The organism is Synechococcus sp. EJ6-Ellesmere (assembly GCF_024345875.1).
Lineage (GTDB): Bacteria > Cyanobacteriota > Cyanobacteriia > PCC-6307 > Cyanobiaceae > Regnicoccus_A > Regnicoccus_A antarcticus.
Genome location: NZ_JAGQBY010000047.1, coordinates 1 through 18,358, shown reverse-complemented (window position 1 = coordinate 18,358; position 18,358 = coordinate 1). Strand labels below are relative to the sequence as shown.

Genomic DNA, 18,358 nt, shown 5'->3' with positions numbered 1-18,358 from the left:
CCGCCCCGCTGGCGCCAGCGCTGCACCGTGGGGGGGGATCTGATGGCCGCTTACTCCGAGGAGGCGCGGGCGGTGGCTGCTCTGCCGGAGGGGGAACGGCTGGCCCAGCTGACCGGCTCCAAACGGGCGAGATTGCAGGGGGGTGTACCCTTCGCGCTTGATACCGCCGATCGCCTCGCCCGCCTGCGGCCCGGGTGTCGCTTCATGCTGCCGGTGGCGCCTACCACCAGCGTGGCCGATCTGCTGGCCTACGGAGGCAGCGGCAACCCGATTCAGCGCCACTACGGCGGTCAGCCTCCCCGGCTGCTGGAGCCGGAGTCCGGCTCCGGTCAGCGCTGGCTGATCAGCGGGGCCGGCACGCCCGTTCTGCTGTTCGAGCAGCATCCGGCCCATGGCCCCCTCAGCCAGTGCGCTCTGGCGCTCACCACCGTGGGAGCGAACACCGCTGAACTCGGGGCCCTCGGGGTGCCGATGATCGTGCTGGTGCCCACCCAGCATCTGGAGGTGATGCAGGCCTGGGACGGCTGGCTCGGTCTGCTGGCGCGCCTGCCCCTGCTGCGCTGGTTGCTGGGTCTGGCGCTGACGGCCTGGCGCATGCGCCAGCGGGGGTTTCTGGCCTGGCCGAACATCTCGGCTGGCCGTGCCGTGGTGCCCGAGCGGGTGGGATCGATCACGCCGGCTGAGATCGCCGCCGAGGCCAACGAGTGGCTGGCCCATCCCGAGCGGCTGCGGGGCCAGCGCGACGATCTGCGCAGCCTGCGGGGTCAGCCCGGGGCCGTGGCGGCCCTGGCGGCGATGGTGCAGGAGCTTCTGCCCGCTGCCTAAATTGACGGCAGCAGACCCTTCTTGCCCCATGGCCAGTTCCGACACGACCTCCGCCACTCCAGCCCCCTCTGATCCCGACTGGCGCGAGCGTCTCACGCCCGAGCAGTATCAGGTGGCCCGTTGTGGCGGCACCGAGCGGGCCTTCACCGGCGCCTACTGGAACACCAAGCAGGAGGGCCGCTACGACTGCATCTGCTGCGGTTCGCCCCTGTTCGGCTCCAGCGCCAAGTTCGATTCCGGCACGGGCTGGCCGAGCTTCTGGGACGGGCTCGATGCGGGGGCGATCACCACCGTTGAAGACCGCAGCCACGGCATGGTGCGAACGGAAATCCGCTGTGCCAAGTGTGAGGCCCACCTGGGCCATCTCTTCCACGACGGCCCCGGTCCCACGGGCCTTCGCTACTGCGTGAATTCCGCCTCTCTGAACTTCGAGCCGGCGGGGTGAGGCCTGGCCGTCCGCTCCGCGGGTTCACCAGGGATCCGAGAAGCGCTCCTCATTCGTGCGGGGTCGAGCTGGGGGCTCCAGCACCTCTGGTTCCGGCTCCTGCCTCACGCGGTAGGGCTCGGGCTCCACATCCAGGGGCTGCCGCTGATCTCCGCTGGAGCGCAGAGGAGCCTGGCGGGGCTGCTGGGGCAAAGGGCTTCGGCGGCGTGGTTCGTCGTCGAACTCGTCTTCGTCGAGGTACCGCCGCTGGCGCAGGGGTTCCTGACGGCGGCGCTCCAGCTCCACATACTCCAGTTCTTCCTGATCCTCCACTTGCACGGCACGGCTGGAGGCGGGCTGGATCCGGCGCTGCTCCTGGACACTTGGCTGCCCGGAGGCCAGCTGGTTCTCCACCGGCACCATGGTCTGGCGGAAGCGATCCCGCTCCTCCTGCTCCCAGCTGGGGCCGCCGATGCCCAGTTTCTCGAGCAGGCCGCTGCCCAGTTGCTTGAGTTTCTCCTCAGCGCCCTCGTACACGATGATCCGATCGGGCCCGCTGCTCACGATCTCCTCGACACTCAGTTCCCAGGTGCTGAGCACCCCTTCGCCGAGCAGGGGAACACCCAGAGCCCCCAGCACCAGGGTGGTGAGCTCGCCGGTTTCGATGTCGAAGCTGAAGCCGAGCACCCGGCCCAGTTGCTCGCCCGACTCGCTGATCACCTGGCAGTTGATCACCTTGCTGTAGCGCTCGGGATTGAATCCCTCAGCCAGGGAATCGGCGGAATCCACCAGCACCACATCGCCCACCTGGCGGATGCGATCGAGCGGCATCCAGCGGGGAAGGCCCGGCAGAAAGCGGGTGAGGGGGTTGTCACGCAGGCCGAGCGCCACCACCTCGCGGCGGTCGATGTCGACCACCACTTCGCCCACCACCCCCAGCCGGCGGCCGGTGTCGCGGGTGATCACCTGGGTTCCCATCAGCTCGGAGCGCAGCCACAGCCTGTCGCTGGGGGCGGCGCCTGAAGGGTCGGCGGAGGGAGGAAAGGAAGAGGTCAAAGGCCAGATCCCGGGCGGGTGTCGGCAAGGTGAGCGGTCGAATCATTGTGACCCACCGCACCGGTTCAGGCGGCGGTGGGCATCCCGACCACCTGGGTGTGGGCGCCGCGGGCCTGGGTCACCCCCACCGTGCGGGTGGCGGCGGCGATCATCGGCCTGCGGTGGCTGACCACCAGGAACTGGGCCTGATCGGCCTGGCTGGCGATCAGGGCGGCCAGCCGCTCCACATTCACCCCATCGAGGAAGCTGTCGACCTCATCGAGGGCATAGAAGGGGGAGGGGCGGAAGCGCTGCAGGGCGAACAGGAAGCTCAGGGCTGTGAGCGATTTCTCCCCTCCCGACATCGAGGCCAGCCGGCGCACGGTCTTGCCCTTGGGGTGGGCCACCAGGGTAAGTCCGCCTTCGAGGGGCTGGGCCTCGTTCTCGAGCTGCAGGTGCCCTTCGCCTTCGGAGAGCCCGGCGAAGATCGTGCGGAAGTGGCCATCCACGGCGTGGAACGCCTCCAGGAACGCCTCCTGGCGGAGGGTGGCCACGGTCTCGATGCGCAGCAGCAGCTCCTCCCGCTCGCTGGAGAGCACCTCCAGCCTGCCGGCAAGGTCGGCCAGGCGTTGCTCCAGCTGCTCGAGTTCCTCCAGGGCCAGCATGTTCACCGGCTCCAGGGCCTCCATGCGCTGCTGCAGCCTCTGCAACTCCTGCTGCAGTGCCTCAAGGCCCGCTGAGCGCAGCTCTTCGGAGATCTCGGGCAGGGGATCGGGCAGGGCCCGCTCCATCGCTTCCAGCCGCAGGGCCAGGGCCCGCTCCTGCTCGCTGAGTGCCAGGCGCTCCTCCCCCAGCCGCTGCAGCTCCCACTGGCGTTGCTGCAGGGCCTGCCGTTGCTGGCCCACCTGGGCCTCGGCGGCATCGCGGGTCCGGCGCCGTTCGCCGAAGCGTTCCTGCAGCTGCTGCTGCTGCTCTTCCAGCTCCGCGCGCCGCTCCTGGCCCTGGCGTTCCTGCTCACGGCGCTGGCGGTCCCCCTCCGCCCGGCTGGCCACGGCCTGCTGATGCCGCGTTTCCTCCACGGCGAGGGCTTCGGGCTGCTCCCCGAGGCGGGTGAGGCTCAAGCTGCGCTCCCGCTGGGCCAGCACCAGGCCGTCCCGCTGCTCGCGGGCAGTGGCCAGTCGCTGATCGGCCGCCTCCAGGTCGTGCTGCAGTCCCTGCCAGCGGGAACTGTCACCCGACGCCTGGGCCTCGGCCTCGGCCATCTCAAGCTCGGCCACCTCCAGCAGCAAGGGGGCCAGCTCGCGCTCCAGCTGCTGGCTTCGCTGCTGGCCGCTCTCCAGGCCGTCCCGGGTGTGGTTACGCCGTTGCTGGAGCTGCTCCAGCCGTTGCAGCTGGGGCCCCAGGGCCCGCTCCGCCGCAGCCCGCTCCGCCGTCAGGGCGGCTCGGCGCTGCTGGCCCTCCTCCAGCGCCGGGCGCAGCTGCTCCAGCTGCCGGCCCAGATCGGCCTCGCGGCGGCGGCAGACCACCAGGCTCTCCCCCAGCTCCAGCAGGCGGCGCCGGTGGGGCTCCGCTTCGTCCTGCTCCCCGGCCCGCCCGAAGCTGAGCTGGCCTGAGCGCTGCTGCAGGCTGCCGCCGGTCATGGCGCCGCTGCGCTCCAGCAATTCCCCTTCCAGAGTCACGGCCCGGCAGCGGCCGAGTTCACGGCGGGCGCTGGCAAGGTCTTCGAAGACCAGGGTGTCGCCGAAGACGTGGCGGAAGACCTCGGTGTAAACGGGCTCGAAGCGCAGCAGATCGACGGCGCGGCCCACCAGTCCGCCAGCGCCGGAGCGACCGGTTCCGGCACGCTCCAGGGCGGCGTTGCCACCTCCACTGCCACCGCCGCGGATCTTGTTGAGCGGCAGAAAGGTGAGGCGACCGGCCCGGCGGCTCTTGAGCAGTTCGATCGCCTGGGAGGCGATGCGGTCGTCGTCGACCACCACCTGGGCCTGGCGGCCGCCCGCGGCCACTTCCAAGGCTAGCCGGAAGCGCTCATCCACCTCGGCCAGCTGAGCCACGGGGCCGTGCAGCCCCCCCAGACCCGATTCCAGCAGCAGGCGCAGGGCGCCGGTGCCACGGCTCTCCTGGAGGGTGTCGCGGCGGCTCTCGATCCGAGCGATCTCCCGCTCCAGCTGGGCCTGCTCCTGCTCCAGGCGGGTTCGGGTGCGTTGCTGCAGGGCCAGGGCTTCGGCCAGCTCCTGGGCCTGACTCTGTTGCTGCTCCACCAGGGCCTGCATGGCTTCGGCTTCGGCCAGCAGCTCCTGCAGGCGCTGCTGCTGAACTTGGTCGTCGCTGCCACCGCTGGCCAGCTCCGCCTCCAGTTCCTGCAGGCGCTCCTCGGCCTGGCGCAGCCTCTCGCTGAGCTGCTGCTGTTCTGCCAGCAGGGGCGCCACCGCCTGCTGCAGCTCCTGCCGGCGCTGGCTGCGGCGCTTCTGCTCCTCCAGCCAGGTGCCGGAGCGGCCCGCCACCTCTCCAAGCCGCCGGCGGGAGAGCTCCACCGCCCCTTCGGCGCTCAGGCAGGCCTGCTCCGCCGCCGCCAGGGCCCCGGCATGCTGCTCATCGGCGCTGAGCTCCTGGCGCTGGCGTTGGAGTTCGGCGTGCTGGCGCTGCAGCTCCTGGCGCTGACCCTGCAGGGCCTCCGCCTGTTGCTGCTGGCGCTCCGCCTGGCGCTTGAGCTCGCGGGCGCTGGTCTCGAGGCCGGCCAGTTCCGCCTGCACCACCAGCAGGCTGTCTTCGCCGAGGGCCTTGACCTCGGCCTGCAGCAGGGCGAGACCTGCGCTGGCCTGCTCCAGGGCTGCTTCGGCGGCGGCGAGGGCGGTGCGGTCACTCTGCTCCTGGGCCTCCAGGGCCTGCTGGCGCCGGCGCACGGCCCCCAGCTGGGTGCCCGCCTGCTCATGGGCGAGCACCTGCTCCTGCAGGCGGCCGAGCTGCTGACGCTGGCGCAGGTCCTGGTAGGTGCGGGCCTTGGCGCAGTCGCGCTCAAGCCGCTGGCGGGCCCCCAGCAGCTCCTGTTCCACGATCCGGCAGCGTTCCTGGCGCTCCTGCACCTCATCGAGCTTGACGCGGGTCTGGTCGATGCGGGAATCGAACAGGGCGACTCCGGCCAGTTCATCAATCAGGCCACGGCGGTCGCGGGCGCCCATCGAGACGATCCGGGTCACGTCCCCCTGCATGACCACGTTGCTGCCCTCGGGATCCACCCGCAGGCGCCGCAGCTGGCTCTGCAGTTGCTGCAGGTTGCAGGGAACCCCATCGGCGCTGTAGCTGCTGCTGTAGGTGCCGCCGGGGGCCAGCCGCAGCCGCCGGCTCACGGTCCATTCCTTCTGTCCCGCCTGAATCCAGGGACCCTCCGCCGGGGGCTCAAGGCCGGCCTCGGCCGGATCGGGCTCCCAGTCGCTGAGGTCGAAGCGCACGCTCACCACCGTTTCGGCGGCCTTGCCCTGGCGCACCGTGGCGCTGTTGATCAGATCGGGCAGGCGCTCGGCGCGCATGCCGCGGCTGCTGGCCAGGCCGAGGCAGAACAGCACCGCGTCAAGGATGTTGCTCTTGCCTGAGCCGTTGGGACCGGTGATCACGGTGAAGGATGGCTCCAGCCGGATCGCCATCGCTCCGCCGAACGACTTGAACTGAGCGAGTTCGACCTGATTGATGTAAACCAACAGGCCCGCGTGCAGTGCTGAGCAGTTCGAACTTAGCGGAGCTGCTGACGATCTCAAGCCCCTACCTATCCTGAGAGCCAAAGTCCCCGAGGAATGTCACGTCATGGAACCCGAAACCCCCACCGTCAGTCGCGACCGCTTCCGCGAGCGCTTTGACGCCCTGCTGCCCACCATCCAGCGTGAGTGGCCGCAGGTGGCCCGCGAAACCCTGGAGGCCACCCGCGGCAGCCTGGATGAGGTGGTGTCAGTGATCGCCCAGCAGACCGGCCGCACCGCCAGTGGCGTGCAGGAGCAATTGCTTGACCTGGTCCATGCGGCGGGTGACCGCACCCGCGACCTGGTGGATCGCATCGGCCCGCTGGAGGAACAGCTGGAGCATCTGCTCGATGAACTCAACAGCAGCCTGCGGCCACGGATCGAGAAGCCCGTGCGTGATCGCCCCCTGCTGGCGGTGGGCGTGGCGGCGGCGGTGGGCCTGATCGCCGGACTGCTGCTGGCTCCGGGCCGGCGCTCCTCATGAGTTCGGCCGACGATGAGCGCCGGGGGCGGCGCTCAAGCGGCGCCGGGATGGGCCGGGTGGCGGCAGGTCGCGTCACTGCCCTGGTGACGTCGGTGATGGACCTGCACGTGCGCATCGCCTTGCAGGAGGTGGACCATGAAAAGCGGCGGCTGATCAGCGGTGGCGTGCTGCTGGCGGCCGGCGGCACGCTGATGCTGCTGGCATCAGTGGCTGGCCACGTGGCCCTGGTGTTGTGGCTGCACCAGAGCTTCGGCTCGGGTTGGCTTCAGGCTGTGTTGCTGCTGCTGGTGGGGGATCTGGTGCTGGCTGGTGTGCTGCTGCGCATCGGCGGTCAGCTGATTCAGGGCCCTTATCTGCCCCAGACCACCGCCGGAGTCAGCAAGCTCACCCGTGCCCTGCTGGGCCGATGAGCCCGAAGCCGTTCCCCAGCTCCAGCCACGACCCCGCGGAGCTGGAGCCGCCGCATCAGGACTCGCCGCAGCAGGAATCATCGGAGCAACGCCGCCAGGACGTGCTCCTCACCGAGCTCTGGTGCCAGATGCTGATCGATTGCCACGATCTGGCCGAGGCGCTGCCCGAGGGCCTGCCATCCGAGCCGGTGCCCAGCCGGATCTGGAGCAGCCTGCGCCGGGAGTCGGTACCCAGCGCCACCAGCCTGGGGCGGTTGTCACCGGAGATCCGGGCCGAATTGCGCCTGCAGACCGGCTGTGCCTGTGGCTTCCACCACCTGCAGCAGATCGGCTACGCCGATGTGTGCGAGCGGGCCAACCAGCTGCAGACCGCTGGGGATGAGGGCTCCTATCTCGGCGGCTGTCTGCTGCTGCTGCTTTCCCTGGTGCTGAGCCTGCCCCCCAGCGAAACGATGGTGGCCCAGCTCAGCCAGCACTACAGCAATGCCGACGCCGATCTGGAGCGCAGCGAACAGTTCCTCTTCGAGCTGATGCTCTCGCTGCTGGCCCGTCACACCCAGGAGGTGCTCCAGGCCTGCCCCCAGGAGGACGACGAGGCGTAGGTGCTGCCAGCAGAGCCAGTGGCTCAGCGGATCTCGTAGTTCAGCCAGCGGCAATCGATGCCTCCATTGCTCACTGGAATCCGCCGCCGGGCCTTCATGCGCAGGGCCCCGGTGAGTGCCGGGTTGCCGCTGAGCAGCCAGAGGCTCCAGCCGGAGCAGCGCTGCTTGAGCATCGCGCCGAGGTCGGCGTAGAGACCTTCGAGGTCTTCGCCGCCACTGAGCCGGGCGCCGTAGGGAGGGTTGCAGACGATCACGCCGGGCCCATTCGGCGGCTGGAAGTCGCGGCAGTCGCCTTGCTGCAGTTGCACGTGCTCCGCCACGCCGGCGCTGACGCTGTTGGCACGGGCCTGCACGAGCACACCGGCGTCGCGCTCCAGACCCATGATCGGCGCCAGCGCGGGGGGCGCCGCCGACAGCGCCTGCGCGGACCGCTCCTCCCGCTCCCAGAGCGTGCCCTGGATATCTGGCCAGTGGCGCAGCACCTGCGGCCGCGGCACTCCACCCAGTGGATCGAGGCCCGGCACGCGGCCGAGCTGCCGGCAGGCGGCTTCGATCAGCAGGGTGCCGGAGCCGCAGAGGGGATCGGCCAGGGGCACCGAGCCATCCCAGCCCGTGAGCGCGATCAGGCCACTGGCCAGGTTTTCCTTCAACGGCGCCAGGCCCACGGCGGCCCGCCAGCCGCGGCGGTGCAGGCTGCCGCCAGCCCCGTCCACGCTCAGCACCCCCACGCCGCCTCGTCCACCGCGTGCCTGGCCCAGGTGCAGGTGCAGGCAGAGCTCGGGGTCGTTGAGATCGATCGAGGAGCGCTCGCCCCAGCGCTGTCGCTGCCCATCCACCAGGGCGTTCTTCACCTGCAGAGCAGTGAAGTGGCTGTGGGCCAGACCAGGCAGGCTGCCACTCACATCCACCCGGAAGCTGCGGCTGGGCGGCAGCCACTGGTCCCAGTCGGCGGCGCCGGCCACGGCCTCATAGAGCTGGCGGGGGCCGTCGCAGCTGAAGCGGGCCAGCTCCCGCAGGATCCGGAAGGGAAGCCGGGCCTGCAGCTGGAGACGGTAGAAGCCCTCCAGATCGGTGCGAAGGGCCACGGCCCGCCGCAACACCTGCACCGAGGTGGCGCCCAGAGCTTTCAGCTCAGCGGCGCCTTCCTCCTCCAGACCGGGAGGCAGCACGGCCACACCGGCCAGCGGCTCGCCGATGAATCGGCTCATCCTGGCTTCGCTCTGGTGCCTGGGTTCGGTCATGCCCACCCTGTCGCTCTGCCCGTAGGCCCATGTCTGCTGTCACAATGACAAGGTCCGTCCTCGGGCGGACTAGGTGGCTCACACCGGTGCTTCGGACAGCGGTTCGATTCCGCTCAGCTCCATTCCACCCCGCTGCGGCGGCGGTGTCCGCGGGGCTGCAATGGTTTCGACGGGGTATGAGGAGGGTGACTGAAGCCTGCTCGGTAAGAGCAAACCCGTAACAGCGAACAACATCGTTCGTTTCTCCCGTCAGACCGCCCCTGTGGCTGCCTGACTCCTATAGGGAGATGGGGTAGGTCAGCCTTATCACCCAAATGACCCATGGGGGGCTGGAAGGCCCCCTTCCCTTTGGCATCAAGCCTGCGTTCAGGGCCCAAGTTCACGGCGAACTGAACCCATGGTCTTGACGTGTGGCGCGGTCATTGTTCTTGACTCCACATTTTCAGCAGACGGAGGGGCTCCACCGCCAAGGCGGTGACAGCCCCGAGGGGGTAAGGCCGGACCTCTCAATTGGCGGTCAAGTTCATTGCCGGATCCATGTTTCAGCCAGGGCATGATCAGCGCCCTCGAAGAAACGGGTCTCGGCATCGAGGAATCTCGAGACCAGCTTTTCGGCCAGGGCCTGCCAGGCCCTGTTGCCCACCACCGCCACCCGCCGGACCGCCCGGCGATGGTCGCGAACGAGCGCCAGGTGGCGCCCCAGGGCGCCGAGGCCGGCCCAGCCATCGAACTGACGCAGATCCAGCAGCAGCCTCACACCATCGATCCCCTGAATCTCAGCGTCGATGTCGGCTTCGATCCGTTCATAGGCACTGGCCTCGAGCGTGCCGATCAGCTCCGTCTCAATCACATCGCCGTCCCGCTTGATGTGCATCGTGCCCAGCGACTCCGCCAACCAGCGGCGGGCCTCCTCCAGGTCCGCGTTGGCGAACACCCTCACGGGGCAGGGCATCACCAGGCTGAAGGCCGCCACGGCCGTCCGCACCCAGGCCACATCCGACACCAGCGCCAGGCGCTCGAACCCATCCCAGTGCCGCAACGCCTCACGTCCGTCGGCCCAGGCCGCGCCCAGGTCGTAGCCCTCGAAGGCAGGCCCCAGCTGAGCGAGCAGCTTCAGGCGGTCGTGCTGCTCAAGGGCACGATCCAGCGCCGGCGTGAGCACGTGGTCATAATCGTCAGCGGTGATCTGCCCCTGGAAGGAAAAACCGAGGGTGCCGTCCGGCAGCCCGCTCATGCCTTCGATCATGGGACTTCCCTCAGGGATGCTCTACCAAAACCGTAGCCATCAGGCCGACGTGCGGCCACAGAAAAGGGCCCTCTTCAACCCATCAAACCGCTTGGTGTGTTTGATCAGCAGCCCATTCAGCGATGAGCAGTACCTCCAACGACTGCTGATCGCTGAAAAAAACCTGGCGAGTAGGCAGACGGACGGCCAGGAATGGGATCTCCAAGTGCGCACGCAGGAAGCCATCACGTGTGTGGCCAACACTTGCAAGCCCGATCCGAAACCTTGAAGGAGAAGTGGAATGGCAGATTCTGATTGAGTTCGAGCAGCCAGGGCGTTGCTGCCTGGATAGGACATGAACGATCACGGCAAGGCCTGATCGATGCACGCCTCGCTCTCTCCGCAGTGGTTGCCACACTTCAGCTAGGCCCTAAGCTGAGGAGGTTCAGTTTGCGGATCTTTGGGCGGTAGACCGCTGGCACCAAGGCCGTAATTTTATTTGGTGGAACTGAGTGATGGTGTCAACAGGAATGACGGATTTATTCATAAAGACAGGAGTTGCCCGTAGCCTTTTTGCTGGGGTCTGTGCAGGCTTTGTTGCCGTCGCGGCAGGGGTGGTTGGGGCCCCTGGCGCGGGGGCGGCTGAGGCGGAAGCCCTGGCGCTGCTCAAGGGAATGACCACCTACATGGGCGCTCAACAGGCCATGTCATTCCGTTACGACGCCGATCTGGATGTCGTGACCGCGGAACAGCAACGGCTCACGCTGGCCAGTTCCGGAACGGTCTCGCTGGCGCGCCCCGGTCGCATCCGTGCCACCCGATCCACCGGTTTAGCCGACGTCGAAACGGTCTTTGATGGCTCCACTTTCACCCTGCTGGGCAAGCAGGCCAACGTCTATATGCAGGTTCCGTTCAAGGGCACGATCGCAACCCTGGTGGATGAGCTCAAGGACAAGTACCGCAGGCCGCTCCCGGCTGCTGATTTATTGTTGCCAGGGGCCTATGCCGAACTCACCGAGGGTGTCACGGATGTCAAGGATCTCGGCAGCGGCGTCGTGGGTGGTGTCGAGTGCGATCACCTCGCGTTCCGTAAAAAGGATGTCGATTTCCAGATCTGGATCGCCCAGGGGAAGCGTCCCTATCCCTGCCGCTACGTGATCACCTCCAAGACTGTACCTGGCTCGCCTCAATACAGCGTTCAACTCAGTAACTTCAAAACGGGATCCGCGGCCGTCGGCCAGTCCTTCGCTTTTGTTCCGCCCCCGGGGGCCAGGGCCATCAGCAAGGATGAATTGAAGACCATCAAGTCCATGGGCGAACTGCCCAGTAACTTCGTTCAAAGAGGAACTCCATGACCACCACCCGCAATACGGCTGCTCTCCTTGCCGCCCTCGCCCTGGCTGGCTCAGGCCCGCTGCACACCGTCCCAGGCCAACTCCTGAATGCCCTGGTCCCGCCGGCGCAGGCCCGAGTGGGCCGTCCGCTCACGCCCGTCAGCGTGGCCGGAGTGGGTCGGCGCACCGTGCGTCGCTGTGCCGTTGGCGTCTACGACTGCTGAACCCACGGCCCCCCATGAGCCGCCCTGAGCTGCCCCACCTTCCCGATTGGTCTGCCTTGCCGGCGGACCTCAGGGAGCAGGTGGAGCAGTGCAATCCTGAAACCCAGTGGTTCTGGAAGGGGCTGGAAGACAGCGATGGTTTTGAGCGGTTGCTGATCATCATCCGCCATGCCCTCGCTGAATCCGACTGCCCCGCAGGCGCTCACCAGCTGGAGGAGCCCCCACTTTGACGACATACTCAGCGCCAGGACAGCGTCATAGCTTCCGTACCAAGGTCTGATCTGCCTTCAGGCCGCCTTCCTTCAACCCCATGACCAGCGCGGCCACGCACGACAAGCTGCAGAGGCTTCAAACCGTTGGCATCTTCGCGGCCACGCCGGTCGAGGTGCTGCTCCAGCTTGCCGAAGCTGTGGAGGAAGTTCATCTCGCTGCTGGCGAGCAGCTGTTTGCCAAGGGGGATCTCGGCACCTCCATGTATGTGATCGTCAGCGGCCAGGTGCGCATTCACATCGGCGACCAGACCGTGGTGGAACTTGCCGATGGCGAAATCGTGGGGGAGCTGGCCGCCCTCGATCCGGAACCTCGCTCGGCCTCCGTCAGCGCAATCGATCCCACCACGCTGTACCGCATCGAGCAGGCCACCTTGCAGGCCCTGATGGTCGATCATCCCGAAATTGTTCAGGCCGTGATCAAGGAGCTGGCCCAGCGCCTGCGTGACACCACCGCCCCCTATGGCTTCGGCTGATCGCTTCCGCTTCAGCGGCTGCTGGTGCCTCCCCCGGTCTTGGCCTTGAAGCCACTCCAGACGGCCAGTTCCTCGATGGTGAGCAGGCCTTCACGCCGCTCGCCATCAAGATCCCAGGTGGGGAACGCCCGGATCTTTGCGGCCTGGCAGCGTTCACGCCCGGCCTGATCCTTGTCGCATTCCACGTAAGGCAAGCGCCGGCCCGCTTCAGTGCCGAAGAGGTTCTTCTGATGGAAGCAGTGGGGGCACCACCAGGCGCCGTAGAAGATCGCACCCCGTGTTCGCAGGTGCTCCACCAGCGCCTTCTGCTCCGCCGTGGAGGGGCTCACGGCTTCCCCGATGCTGCCGCTGGTGCTGCTCGATGGACTGCCACCACGGGCGAGGGCCTGGTTGCGGCTGCTGCCGGCAGCCCCCACCAGCACCAGGCTGAGGCTCATCAGCGCCAGGGAAAACAACCGGGTGGGCAGCCGGTGGCCGGACGAGGCGTCAGGCATGGAACTCGCACACTCAGATGCTCCGAGGCTAAGGCTGCGTTCGGGCTTCCGCCCTTTCTGGGGCCACCCGTTCAAGCCTCTGGCTGGGACACTGGAACTGAGATTCGCCACCTCGCGAACCGATGAGCTTGCCTCGATGAGTGCCAACGGCTACCGCGACTATTTCAAGGTGCTGGGCGTCGAGCGCAGTGCGGATGCCGATGCCGTCAAGCGCTCGTTTCGCAAGCTGGCCCGCCAGTACCACCCGGATGTGAACCCCGGTGATGCCACGGCCGAGGCCAAGTTCAAGGAGATCAGCGAGGCCTATGAGGTGCTCTCCGATCCCGACAAGCGTCGGCGCTATGAGCAGTTCGGCCAGTACTGGAGTCAGGCCGGCGGGGCGCCTGGCGGGGCCCCGGGCTTTGATGTGGATTTCGGCCGCTACGGCAACTTCGACGAATTCATCAACGACCTGCTCGGTCGCTTCGGTGGGGCCCAGGGGAGTTCCGGTTTTGGGGCAGGCCCCGGAGGTTTCGGGTTCTCCGGTGGTTTTCCCGGCGGCTTCCCCAGCGGTTTCGGCGGACCGGCCACGGGTCGCAGCGGCACCCTCAACCTGGACGCGGAAGCCACCATCAGCCTCAGCTTTGCCGAAGCGTTCCGGGGCTGCGAGCGCACCCTGGCCGTCAACGAAGAGCGGGTGCAGGTGCGCATTCCGCCAGGGGTGCGCAGTGGCAGCCGCCTGCGCCTCAAGGGCAAGGGCAACCTGCAGCCCGGCACCGGACGCCGCGGCGATCTCTATCTCAACCTTCAACTTCAGGACCACCCGATCTGGCGCCTGGATGGCGATCAGCTGCGCGCCGATCTACCCCTCAGCCTCGATGAACTGGCCCTGGGCGGCGAGGTGAGGGTGGCCACCCCCGACGGGGAAGCCACCGTGCAGGTGCCTCCCGGTGTGGCCCTGGGCCGCAGCCTGCGCCTCAAGGGCAAGGGCTGGCCGGTCAAGGACGGCCGTGGGGATCTGCTGCTCAGCCTCACCCTCAAGCTTCCGGAGCAGTTCAGCGAGGCCGAGCGGCAGTTGCTGGAGAAGCTGCGCCAGGCCCGCAGTCTTGATCCTCGCCGTGAGTGGATGAAGGCGGCCCAGCTCTGAGTGCCATCCAGAAAATAATGAATTGAATTGAACTGAGAGGAATCATCTGATCCTCCTATGGTGGATGCTTGGCACCCAGCTAAGCCCACTTTCGATGACTGCCGGGATCAGACTTGCTGGCGAATGTGAGGCTGAAAATGGGGGCGGAAGCCTGGGCTTTAGGATGGTCTCAAGTGATCCGACTGCATGGAGCTGACCTACCGTCCGCGGCGCCTGCGCCGCTCACCGGCTCTGCGGGCCATGGTGCGCGAGTTTCAGCTGAGCCCGGCGGATTTCATCCTGCCGTTGTTCGTTCATGAAGGTGCCAGCAACGAGCCGATCGGTGCCATGCCCGGTGCCTTCCGCTGGAGCCTCGAGGGGCTGGTGGAGGAGGTGGGCCGTGCCTGGGATCTCGGCATCCGCTGCGTGGTGCTCTTCCCGAAGGTCGCCGATGGTCTCAAGACCGAAGACGGAGCTGAATGCTTCAACGAGGGTGGCCTGATCCCCCGGGCGATCCGACGGCTCAAGCAAGACCATCCCGGCATGGCGATCATGACCGACGTGGCCCTCGACCCCTACTCCTGTGATGGCCACGACGGCATCGTCAGCGCCGAAGGCGAGGTGCTCAATGACGAGACCGTGGCGATCCTCTGTCGCCAGGCGGTGGCCCAGGCCAGGGCCGGCGCTGATCTGATCGGCCCCAGCGACATGATGGATGGCCGCGTGGGCGCCATCCGCGAGGCCCTCGATGAGGAGGGATTCGAGCACGTGGGGATCATCAGTTACACCGCCAAGTACGCCTCCGCGTATTACGGGCCCTTCCGCGAAGCCCTGGATTCCGCCCCGCGCACCGACTCCAGCAAACCCATTCCCAAGGACAAGAGCACCTACCAGATGGATCCGGCCAATGGCCGTGAGTCGCTCACCGAAGCCCTGCTCGATGAGCAGGAGGGTGCCGACATCCTGATGGTGAAGCCAGGCCTGGCCTACCTCGACATCATCCACCGCCTGCGCGGCGAAACCGAACTTCCGATCGCCGCTTACAACGTCAGCGGTGAATACTCCATGGTCAAGGCGGCCGCCGAGCGGGGCTGTATCGATGAGCGTGCGGTGGTGCTGGAGACCCTACTCTGCTATAAACGGGCCGGGGCCGACCTGATCCTCACGTATCACGCCTGCGAGGCAGCCCGTTGGCTGCGGGAAGGCTGATCACGGCGGTGCCCAGCGAAGCCGGAGCCGCCCCGGTGGTGCCCTCCGGCCAACCAGAATGGTGCCTGCGACAGGGAATGGCCATGGCCGTGCAGCGACTGGGCCATGTGGCCGTGCGGGTGCAGGACATGGCCCGGGCCAAGGCCTTCTACGAGGCGCTCGGTCTGCGCGTCACCTGGGATGCCGACGACTGGGCTTACCTCCAGTCGCCCGAATCCGGTGATGGCATCGCCCTGCTGGCCCCCAGCTACCGCCAGGCCGGCCCCCATTTCGCCTTTCACTTCGAGGACCGCGCCGGGGTGGATCGGGTCCATGCCCAGCTCGAGGCCTCCGGCCACCGGGTCGGGCCCGTCCATGACCATCGCGATGGCACCGCTTCTTTTTACCTGCAGGATTCCGAGGGCAACTGGTTGGAGATGCTCTACGAGCCCGCCACCGGCATCGCCTCCAACACCGGCCAGGCGGTGATTCCGCTCCAGGCGCGTGCCCAGGCCAGGCGAGGGCAGGAGCCGGTTTGAGCCCCCCCGCCATGGAGGCGATCGCCGCCGAAGCCCTGGAGCTGCTCGAGTGGGAACGGCTCGGCCAGCACCTGGCCAGCTTTGCGAGCACCAGCGCCGGCGCTGCCCATTGCCGGGCCCTGCCCCTGGCCGCCGATCGCTTCGAGAGTCTGCGCCTGCTCGCGGAAACCAGCGAGCTGCTGGGCCTCGATGGTCTGATCGAGGGCGGGCTCAGTTTCCAGGGGGCCGCCGATCTCACTGGCACCCTGCGCCACTGCGCCAAGGGGGGCACCGCCGGCGGCGAAGACCTGCTTGCGGTGGCCTCCACCCAGGCGGTGGCCCGCCGCCTGCGCCGGCAGATCGAGGCTCCCGAGCTGCGCCCCGTCTGCAGCCAGCTGATGGGCGATATGCGCACCCTGCCGGAGCTGGAGCAGCGCCTGCGCTTCTGCCTGGAGGAGGGCGGTCGGGTGGCGGACCGGGCCAGCCCGGAGCTGGCGGGCGTGCGCCAGCAGCTGGCCGGCCTGCGCCAGCAGCGCCGCGATCGTCTCCAGGAGCTGATGCGTCGCCAGGGGGGACTGCTCCAGGACAGCGTCATCGCTGAGCGCAACGGCCGCCCGGTGCTGGCGGTGAAGGTGACGGCCGCCTCCCAGCTGCCGGGCCTGGTGCATGACAGCTCCGCCTCGGGCAGCACCGTGTTCATCGAGCCGAAGGCGGTGATCACGCTCGGCAACCAGATCCGGGAGCTGGAAGGTCGGGAGCGCCAGGAGGAAGGGCGGGTGCTTGCCAGACTCAGTGCCCTGGTGGCCGAGGAGGCGCCAGCCCTTGAAGAGCTGCATCGGGTGCTGGTGGCCCTCGATGTCGGCCTGGCCAGGGCCCGCTACGGCCAATGGCTGGGGGCCGTGCGCCCGGAACTCTCCGCCGACCCCCAGGCGCCAGTCCTGCTGCGCGATCTGCGCCATCCTTTGCTGCTCTGGCAGGAGCGCCGCGGCGGGGAGGCCAAGGTGGTGCCGGTCACGGTGTCGGTGGGCGCGGAGCTGCGGGTGGTGGCGATCACCGGCCCCAACACCGGTGGCAAGACCGTGACCCTCAAGAGCGTGGGTCTGGCGGCCCTGATGGCCCGGGCTGGGCTGTTCCTGCCCTGCTCCGGCACTCCTCAGCTGCCCTGGTGCTCCCTGGTGCTGGCCGACATCGGCGATGAGCAGTCGTTGCAGCAGAACCTCTCCACCTTCAGCGGCCACGTGCGCCGCATCGCCCGCATCCTTGAAGCCCTCGACGCCCCCGCGGCGCCCGGCGCCACCCTGGTGCTGCTCGATGAGGTGGGGGCCGGCACCGATCCCACCGAAGGCACGGCCCTGGCGATCGCCCTGCTGCGTCATCTGGCGGAGCGGGCCCGGCTGACCATCGCCACCACCCACTTCGGTGAGCTCAAGGCGCTCAAGTACGCCGACAGCCGTTTCGAGAACGCCTCGGTGGCCTTCGACAGCGACACCCTCTCCCCCACCTATCACCTGCAATGGGGGATCCCAGGGCGCAGCAACGCCCTGGCGATCGCCAGTCGCCTGGGGCTTGATCAGGCGGTGATTGCCGAGGCCAATGGCCTGCTTGCGCCCCGGGGCGAGGGGGAAGTGAACCAGGTGATCCGCGGCCTCGAAGACCAGCGCCGCCGCCAGCAGGAGGCGGCCGAGGAGGCGGCGGCTCTGCTGGCGCGTACGGAATTGCTGCATGAGGAGCTGCTGCAGCGCTGGCAGCAGCAGCAGGAGCAGTCGGCGGAATTGCAGGAGCAGCGGCGCCAGGCCCTGGAGCACTCGATCCGCGACGGGCAGCAGGAGGTGCGCCGCATCATCAGGCGTCTGCGCCAGGGCGGCGGCGATGGCGAGCGGGCTCGCCAGGCCGGAGTTCGGCTCAAGCAGCTCCAGGTTGAGCACACGCCCCAGCCCCAGCGCCGGGCCACCAGTGGCTGGCGGCCGGTGGTGGGGGAGCGCATTCGCCTGCTCTCCCTGGGCAAGGCGGCCCAGGTGCTGGAGATCAGCGCGGATGGTCGCGAACTGAGCGTGCGCTGCGGCGTGCTGCGGCTGCAGGTGGATCTCTCCGGCATCGAGAGCCTGCAGGGGGAGAAGCCCTCCCCACCCGGGCCGGCTCAGCCGCTGATCGAGGTGCGCGCCAGCGGGCGCCACCTGGGCGGCTCAGGCCCCCAGGTGCGCAGCGAACGCAACACTGTCGATGTGCGTGGGATGCGGGTGCATGAGGCGGAAGCCGCTGTGGAGGAGCAGCTGCGCAACGCCAATGGACCCCTCTGGGTGATCCATGGCATCGGCACCGGCAAGCTCAAGCGCGGCCTGCGCCAGTGGCTGGCCAGCGTGCCCTGGGTGGAGCGGGTCAGTGATGCCGAGCGAGGGGATGGCGGTCAGGGCTGCAGCGTGATCTGGCCGAAATGAGCTGCAGCCAAGGGCAGGGCGTCAGCTCAGGTCCGGCAGCACCACCTCCATCTCGTCCTGATGTCCGATGACGCCGGCCTTGGTGACGGTGGGCTCGGGTCTGGGCAGGGCCTCGCCGTTGGCCTCAAAGAAGCGCCATCCCTGCGGATCGATCTCCAGGTGGATCGTCTGCCCTGCCGCCAGGCGCTGGCCCGGGTCGGTGCGGACCGGAATCAGATGGCTGCCCACGCTCAGGCGACAACTGATCAGCACTTCGTTTCCGAGGGCCTCGAGATGGGTGTTCTCCGCCGCCAGGTTGCGGTTGGTGGCGGGGGCCAGCTTGAAGTGCTCCGCCCGCA

Annotated in this window: 18 protein-coding genes and 1 pseudogene; 13 read left to right on the top strand and 6 right to left on the bottom strand. The window is 68.1% G+C overall.

Annotated elements, in window-relative coordinates; all coding sequences use genetic code 11:
• Nucleotides 1–825 (top strand): annotated as a pseudogene (locus KBY78_RS06905) (glycosyl transferase); the annotation flags it as partial.
• A gap of 28 nt (nucleotides 826–853) precedes the next feature.
• The gene (gene msrB / locus KBY78_RS06900; protein WP_255142964.1) at nucleotides 854–1,270 is read left to right on the top strand and encodes a peptide-methionine (R)-S-oxide reductase MsrB; all 417 of its coding nucleotides are present in this window, start codon (nucleotides 854–856) and stop codon (nucleotides 1,268–1,270) included.
• Between the two features lie 24 nt (nucleotides 1,271–1,294).
• Here msrB and KBY78_RS06895 read toward each other — a convergent pair whose 3' ends face one another.
• Nucleotides 1,295–2,305 (bottom strand): PRC-barrel domain-containing protein, encoded by a 1,011-nt coding sequence (locus KBY78_RS06895; RefSeq protein WP_006172060.1) that lies wholly within the window; start codon nucleotides 2,303–2,305, stop codon nucleotides 1,295–1,297.
• Nucleotides 2,306–2,370: 65 nt separating this feature from the next.
• Nucleotides 2,371–5,979: a chromosome segregation protein SMC gene (gene smc, locus KBY78_RS06890; protein ID WP_255142963.1), complete on the bottom strand. Its 3,609-nt coding sequence runs from the start codon at nucleotides 5,977–5,979 to the stop codon at nucleotides 2,371–2,373.
• 103 nt (nucleotides 5,980–6,082) lie between these two features.
• Between smc and KBY78_RS06885 the strand changes: the two genes are divergently transcribed.
• From KBY78_RS06885 to KBY78_RS06875, 3 genes are read left to right on the top strand one after another with little or no spacing between them, the layout of a single operon-like run.
• Nucleotides 6,083–6,499: a YqjD family protein gene (locus KBY78_RS06885; protein WP_006172058.1), complete on the top strand. Its 417-nt coding sequence runs from the start codon at nucleotides 6,083–6,085 to the stop codon at nucleotides 6,497–6,499.
• Nucleotides 6,496–6,909, top strand: a complete 414-nt coding sequence (locus KBY78_RS06880; RefSeq protein ID WP_255142962.1) for a phage holin family protein — start codon at nucleotides 6,496–6,498, stop codon at nucleotides 6,907–6,909. The genes KBY78_RS06885 and KBY78_RS06880 overlap by 4 nt, the downstream gene beginning before the upstream one ends.
• Nucleotides 6,906–7,511 carry a hypothetical protein gene (locus KBY78_RS06875; protein WP_255142961.1) on the top strand — a complete coding sequence of 202 codons (606 nt, stop codon included), beginning with the start codon at nucleotides 6,906–6,908 and terminating at the stop codon, nucleotides 7,509–7,511. Before KBY78_RS06880 ends, KBY78_RS06875 begins: the two co-directional genes overlap by 4 nt.
• 23 nt (nucleotides 7,512–7,534) lie before the next feature.
• Here KBY78_RS06875 and KBY78_RS06870 read toward each other — a convergent pair whose 3' ends face one another.
• Complete coding sequence (locus KBY78_RS06870) at nucleotides 7,535–8,719, bottom strand: class I SAM-dependent RNA methyltransferase (protein ID WP_255142960.1); 1,185 nt, start codon at nucleotides 8,717–8,719, stop codon at nucleotides 7,535–7,537.
• Between the two features lie 556 nt (nucleotides 8,720–9,275).
• The gene (locus KBY78_RS06860; protein ID WP_255142959.1) at nucleotides 9,276–9,998 is read right to left on the bottom strand and encodes an STAS/SEC14 domain-containing protein; all 723 of its coding nucleotides are present in this window, start codon (nucleotides 9,996–9,998) and stop codon (nucleotides 9,276–9,278) included.
• A 494-nt stretch (nucleotides 9,999–10,492) separates the two neighbouring features.
• On the opposite strand from KBY78_RS06860, the gene KBY78_RS06855 reads away from it, so the two are divergent.
• The 4 genes from KBY78_RS06855 to KBY78_RS06840 all read left to right on the top strand — a co-directional run bounded on the left by KBY78_RS06855 (nucleotide 10,493) and on the right by KBY78_RS06840 (nucleotide 12,280).
• Nucleotides 10,493–11,332 carry a DUF2092 domain-containing protein gene (locus KBY78_RS06855; protein ID WP_315856645.1) on the top strand — a complete coding sequence of 280 codons (840 nt, stop codon included), beginning with the start codon at nucleotides 10,493–10,495 and terminating at the stop codon, nucleotides 11,330–11,332.
• Nucleotides 11,329–11,535 (top strand): hypothetical protein, encoded by a 207-nt coding sequence (locus KBY78_RS06850; protein ID WP_255142957.1) that lies wholly within the window; start codon nucleotides 11,329–11,331, stop codon nucleotides 11,533–11,535. Before KBY78_RS06855 ends, KBY78_RS06850 begins: the two co-directional genes overlap by 4 nt.
• A 14-nt stretch (nucleotides 11,536–11,549) precedes the next feature.
• Nucleotides 11,550–11,765 (top strand): hypothetical protein, encoded by a 216-nt coding sequence (locus KBY78_RS06845; RefSeq protein WP_006172050.1) that lies wholly within the window; start codon nucleotides 11,550–11,552, stop codon nucleotides 11,763–11,765.
• 80 nt (nucleotides 11,766–11,845) lie between these two features.
• Entirely contained in the window at nucleotides 11,846–12,280 is a 435-nt protein-coding gene (locus KBY78_RS06840; protein ID WP_255142956.1) for a cyclic nucleotide-binding domain-containing protein, read from the top strand.
• A gap of 11 nt (nucleotides 12,281–12,291) precedes the next feature.
• On the opposite strand, the gene KBY78_RS06835 is transcribed toward KBY78_RS06840, so the two are convergent.
• Nucleotides 12,292–12,774, bottom strand: a complete 483-nt coding sequence (locus KBY78_RS06835; protein WP_255142955.1) for a hypothetical protein — start codon at nucleotides 12,772–12,774, stop codon at nucleotides 12,292–12,294.
• Between the two features lie 136 nt (nucleotides 12,775–12,910).
• On the opposite strand from KBY78_RS06835, the gene KBY78_RS06830 reads away from it, so the two are divergent.
• The 4 genes from KBY78_RS06830 to KBY78_RS06815 all read left to right on the top strand — a co-directional run bounded on the left by KBY78_RS06830 (nucleotide 12,911) and on the right by KBY78_RS06815 (nucleotide 18,020).
• Nucleotides 12,911–13,900, top strand: a complete 990-nt coding sequence (locus KBY78_RS06830) for a DnaJ C-terminal domain-containing protein (protein WP_255142954.1) — start codon at nucleotides 12,911–12,913, stop codon at nucleotides 13,898–13,900.
• 186 nt (nucleotides 13,901–14,086) lie between these two features.
• Entirely contained in the window at nucleotides 14,087–15,088 is a 1,002-nt protein-coding gene (gene hemB / locus KBY78_RS06825) for a porphobilinogen synthase (protein ID WP_255142953.1), read from the top strand.
• An 83-nt stretch (nucleotides 15,089–15,171) separates the two neighbouring features.
• The gene (locus KBY78_RS06820; protein ID WP_255142966.1) at nucleotides 15,172–15,606 is read left to right on the top strand and encodes a VOC family protein; all 435 of its coding nucleotides are present in this window, start codon (nucleotides 15,172–15,174) and stop codon (nucleotides 15,604–15,606) included.
• Nucleotides 15,607–15,617: 11 nt separating this feature from the next.
• Entirely contained in the window at nucleotides 15,618–18,020 is a 2,403-nt protein-coding gene (locus KBY78_RS06815; protein ID WP_255142965.1) for an endonuclease MutS2, read from the top strand.
• Between the two features lie 21 nt (nucleotides 18,021–18,041).
• On the opposite strand, the gene KBY78_RS06810 is transcribed toward KBY78_RS06815, so the two are convergent.
• Nucleotides 18,042–18,358 (bottom strand): TOBE domain-containing protein (locus KBY78_RS06810; protein WP_255142952.1); only part of this gene is annotated, 317 nt, incomplete at its 5' end.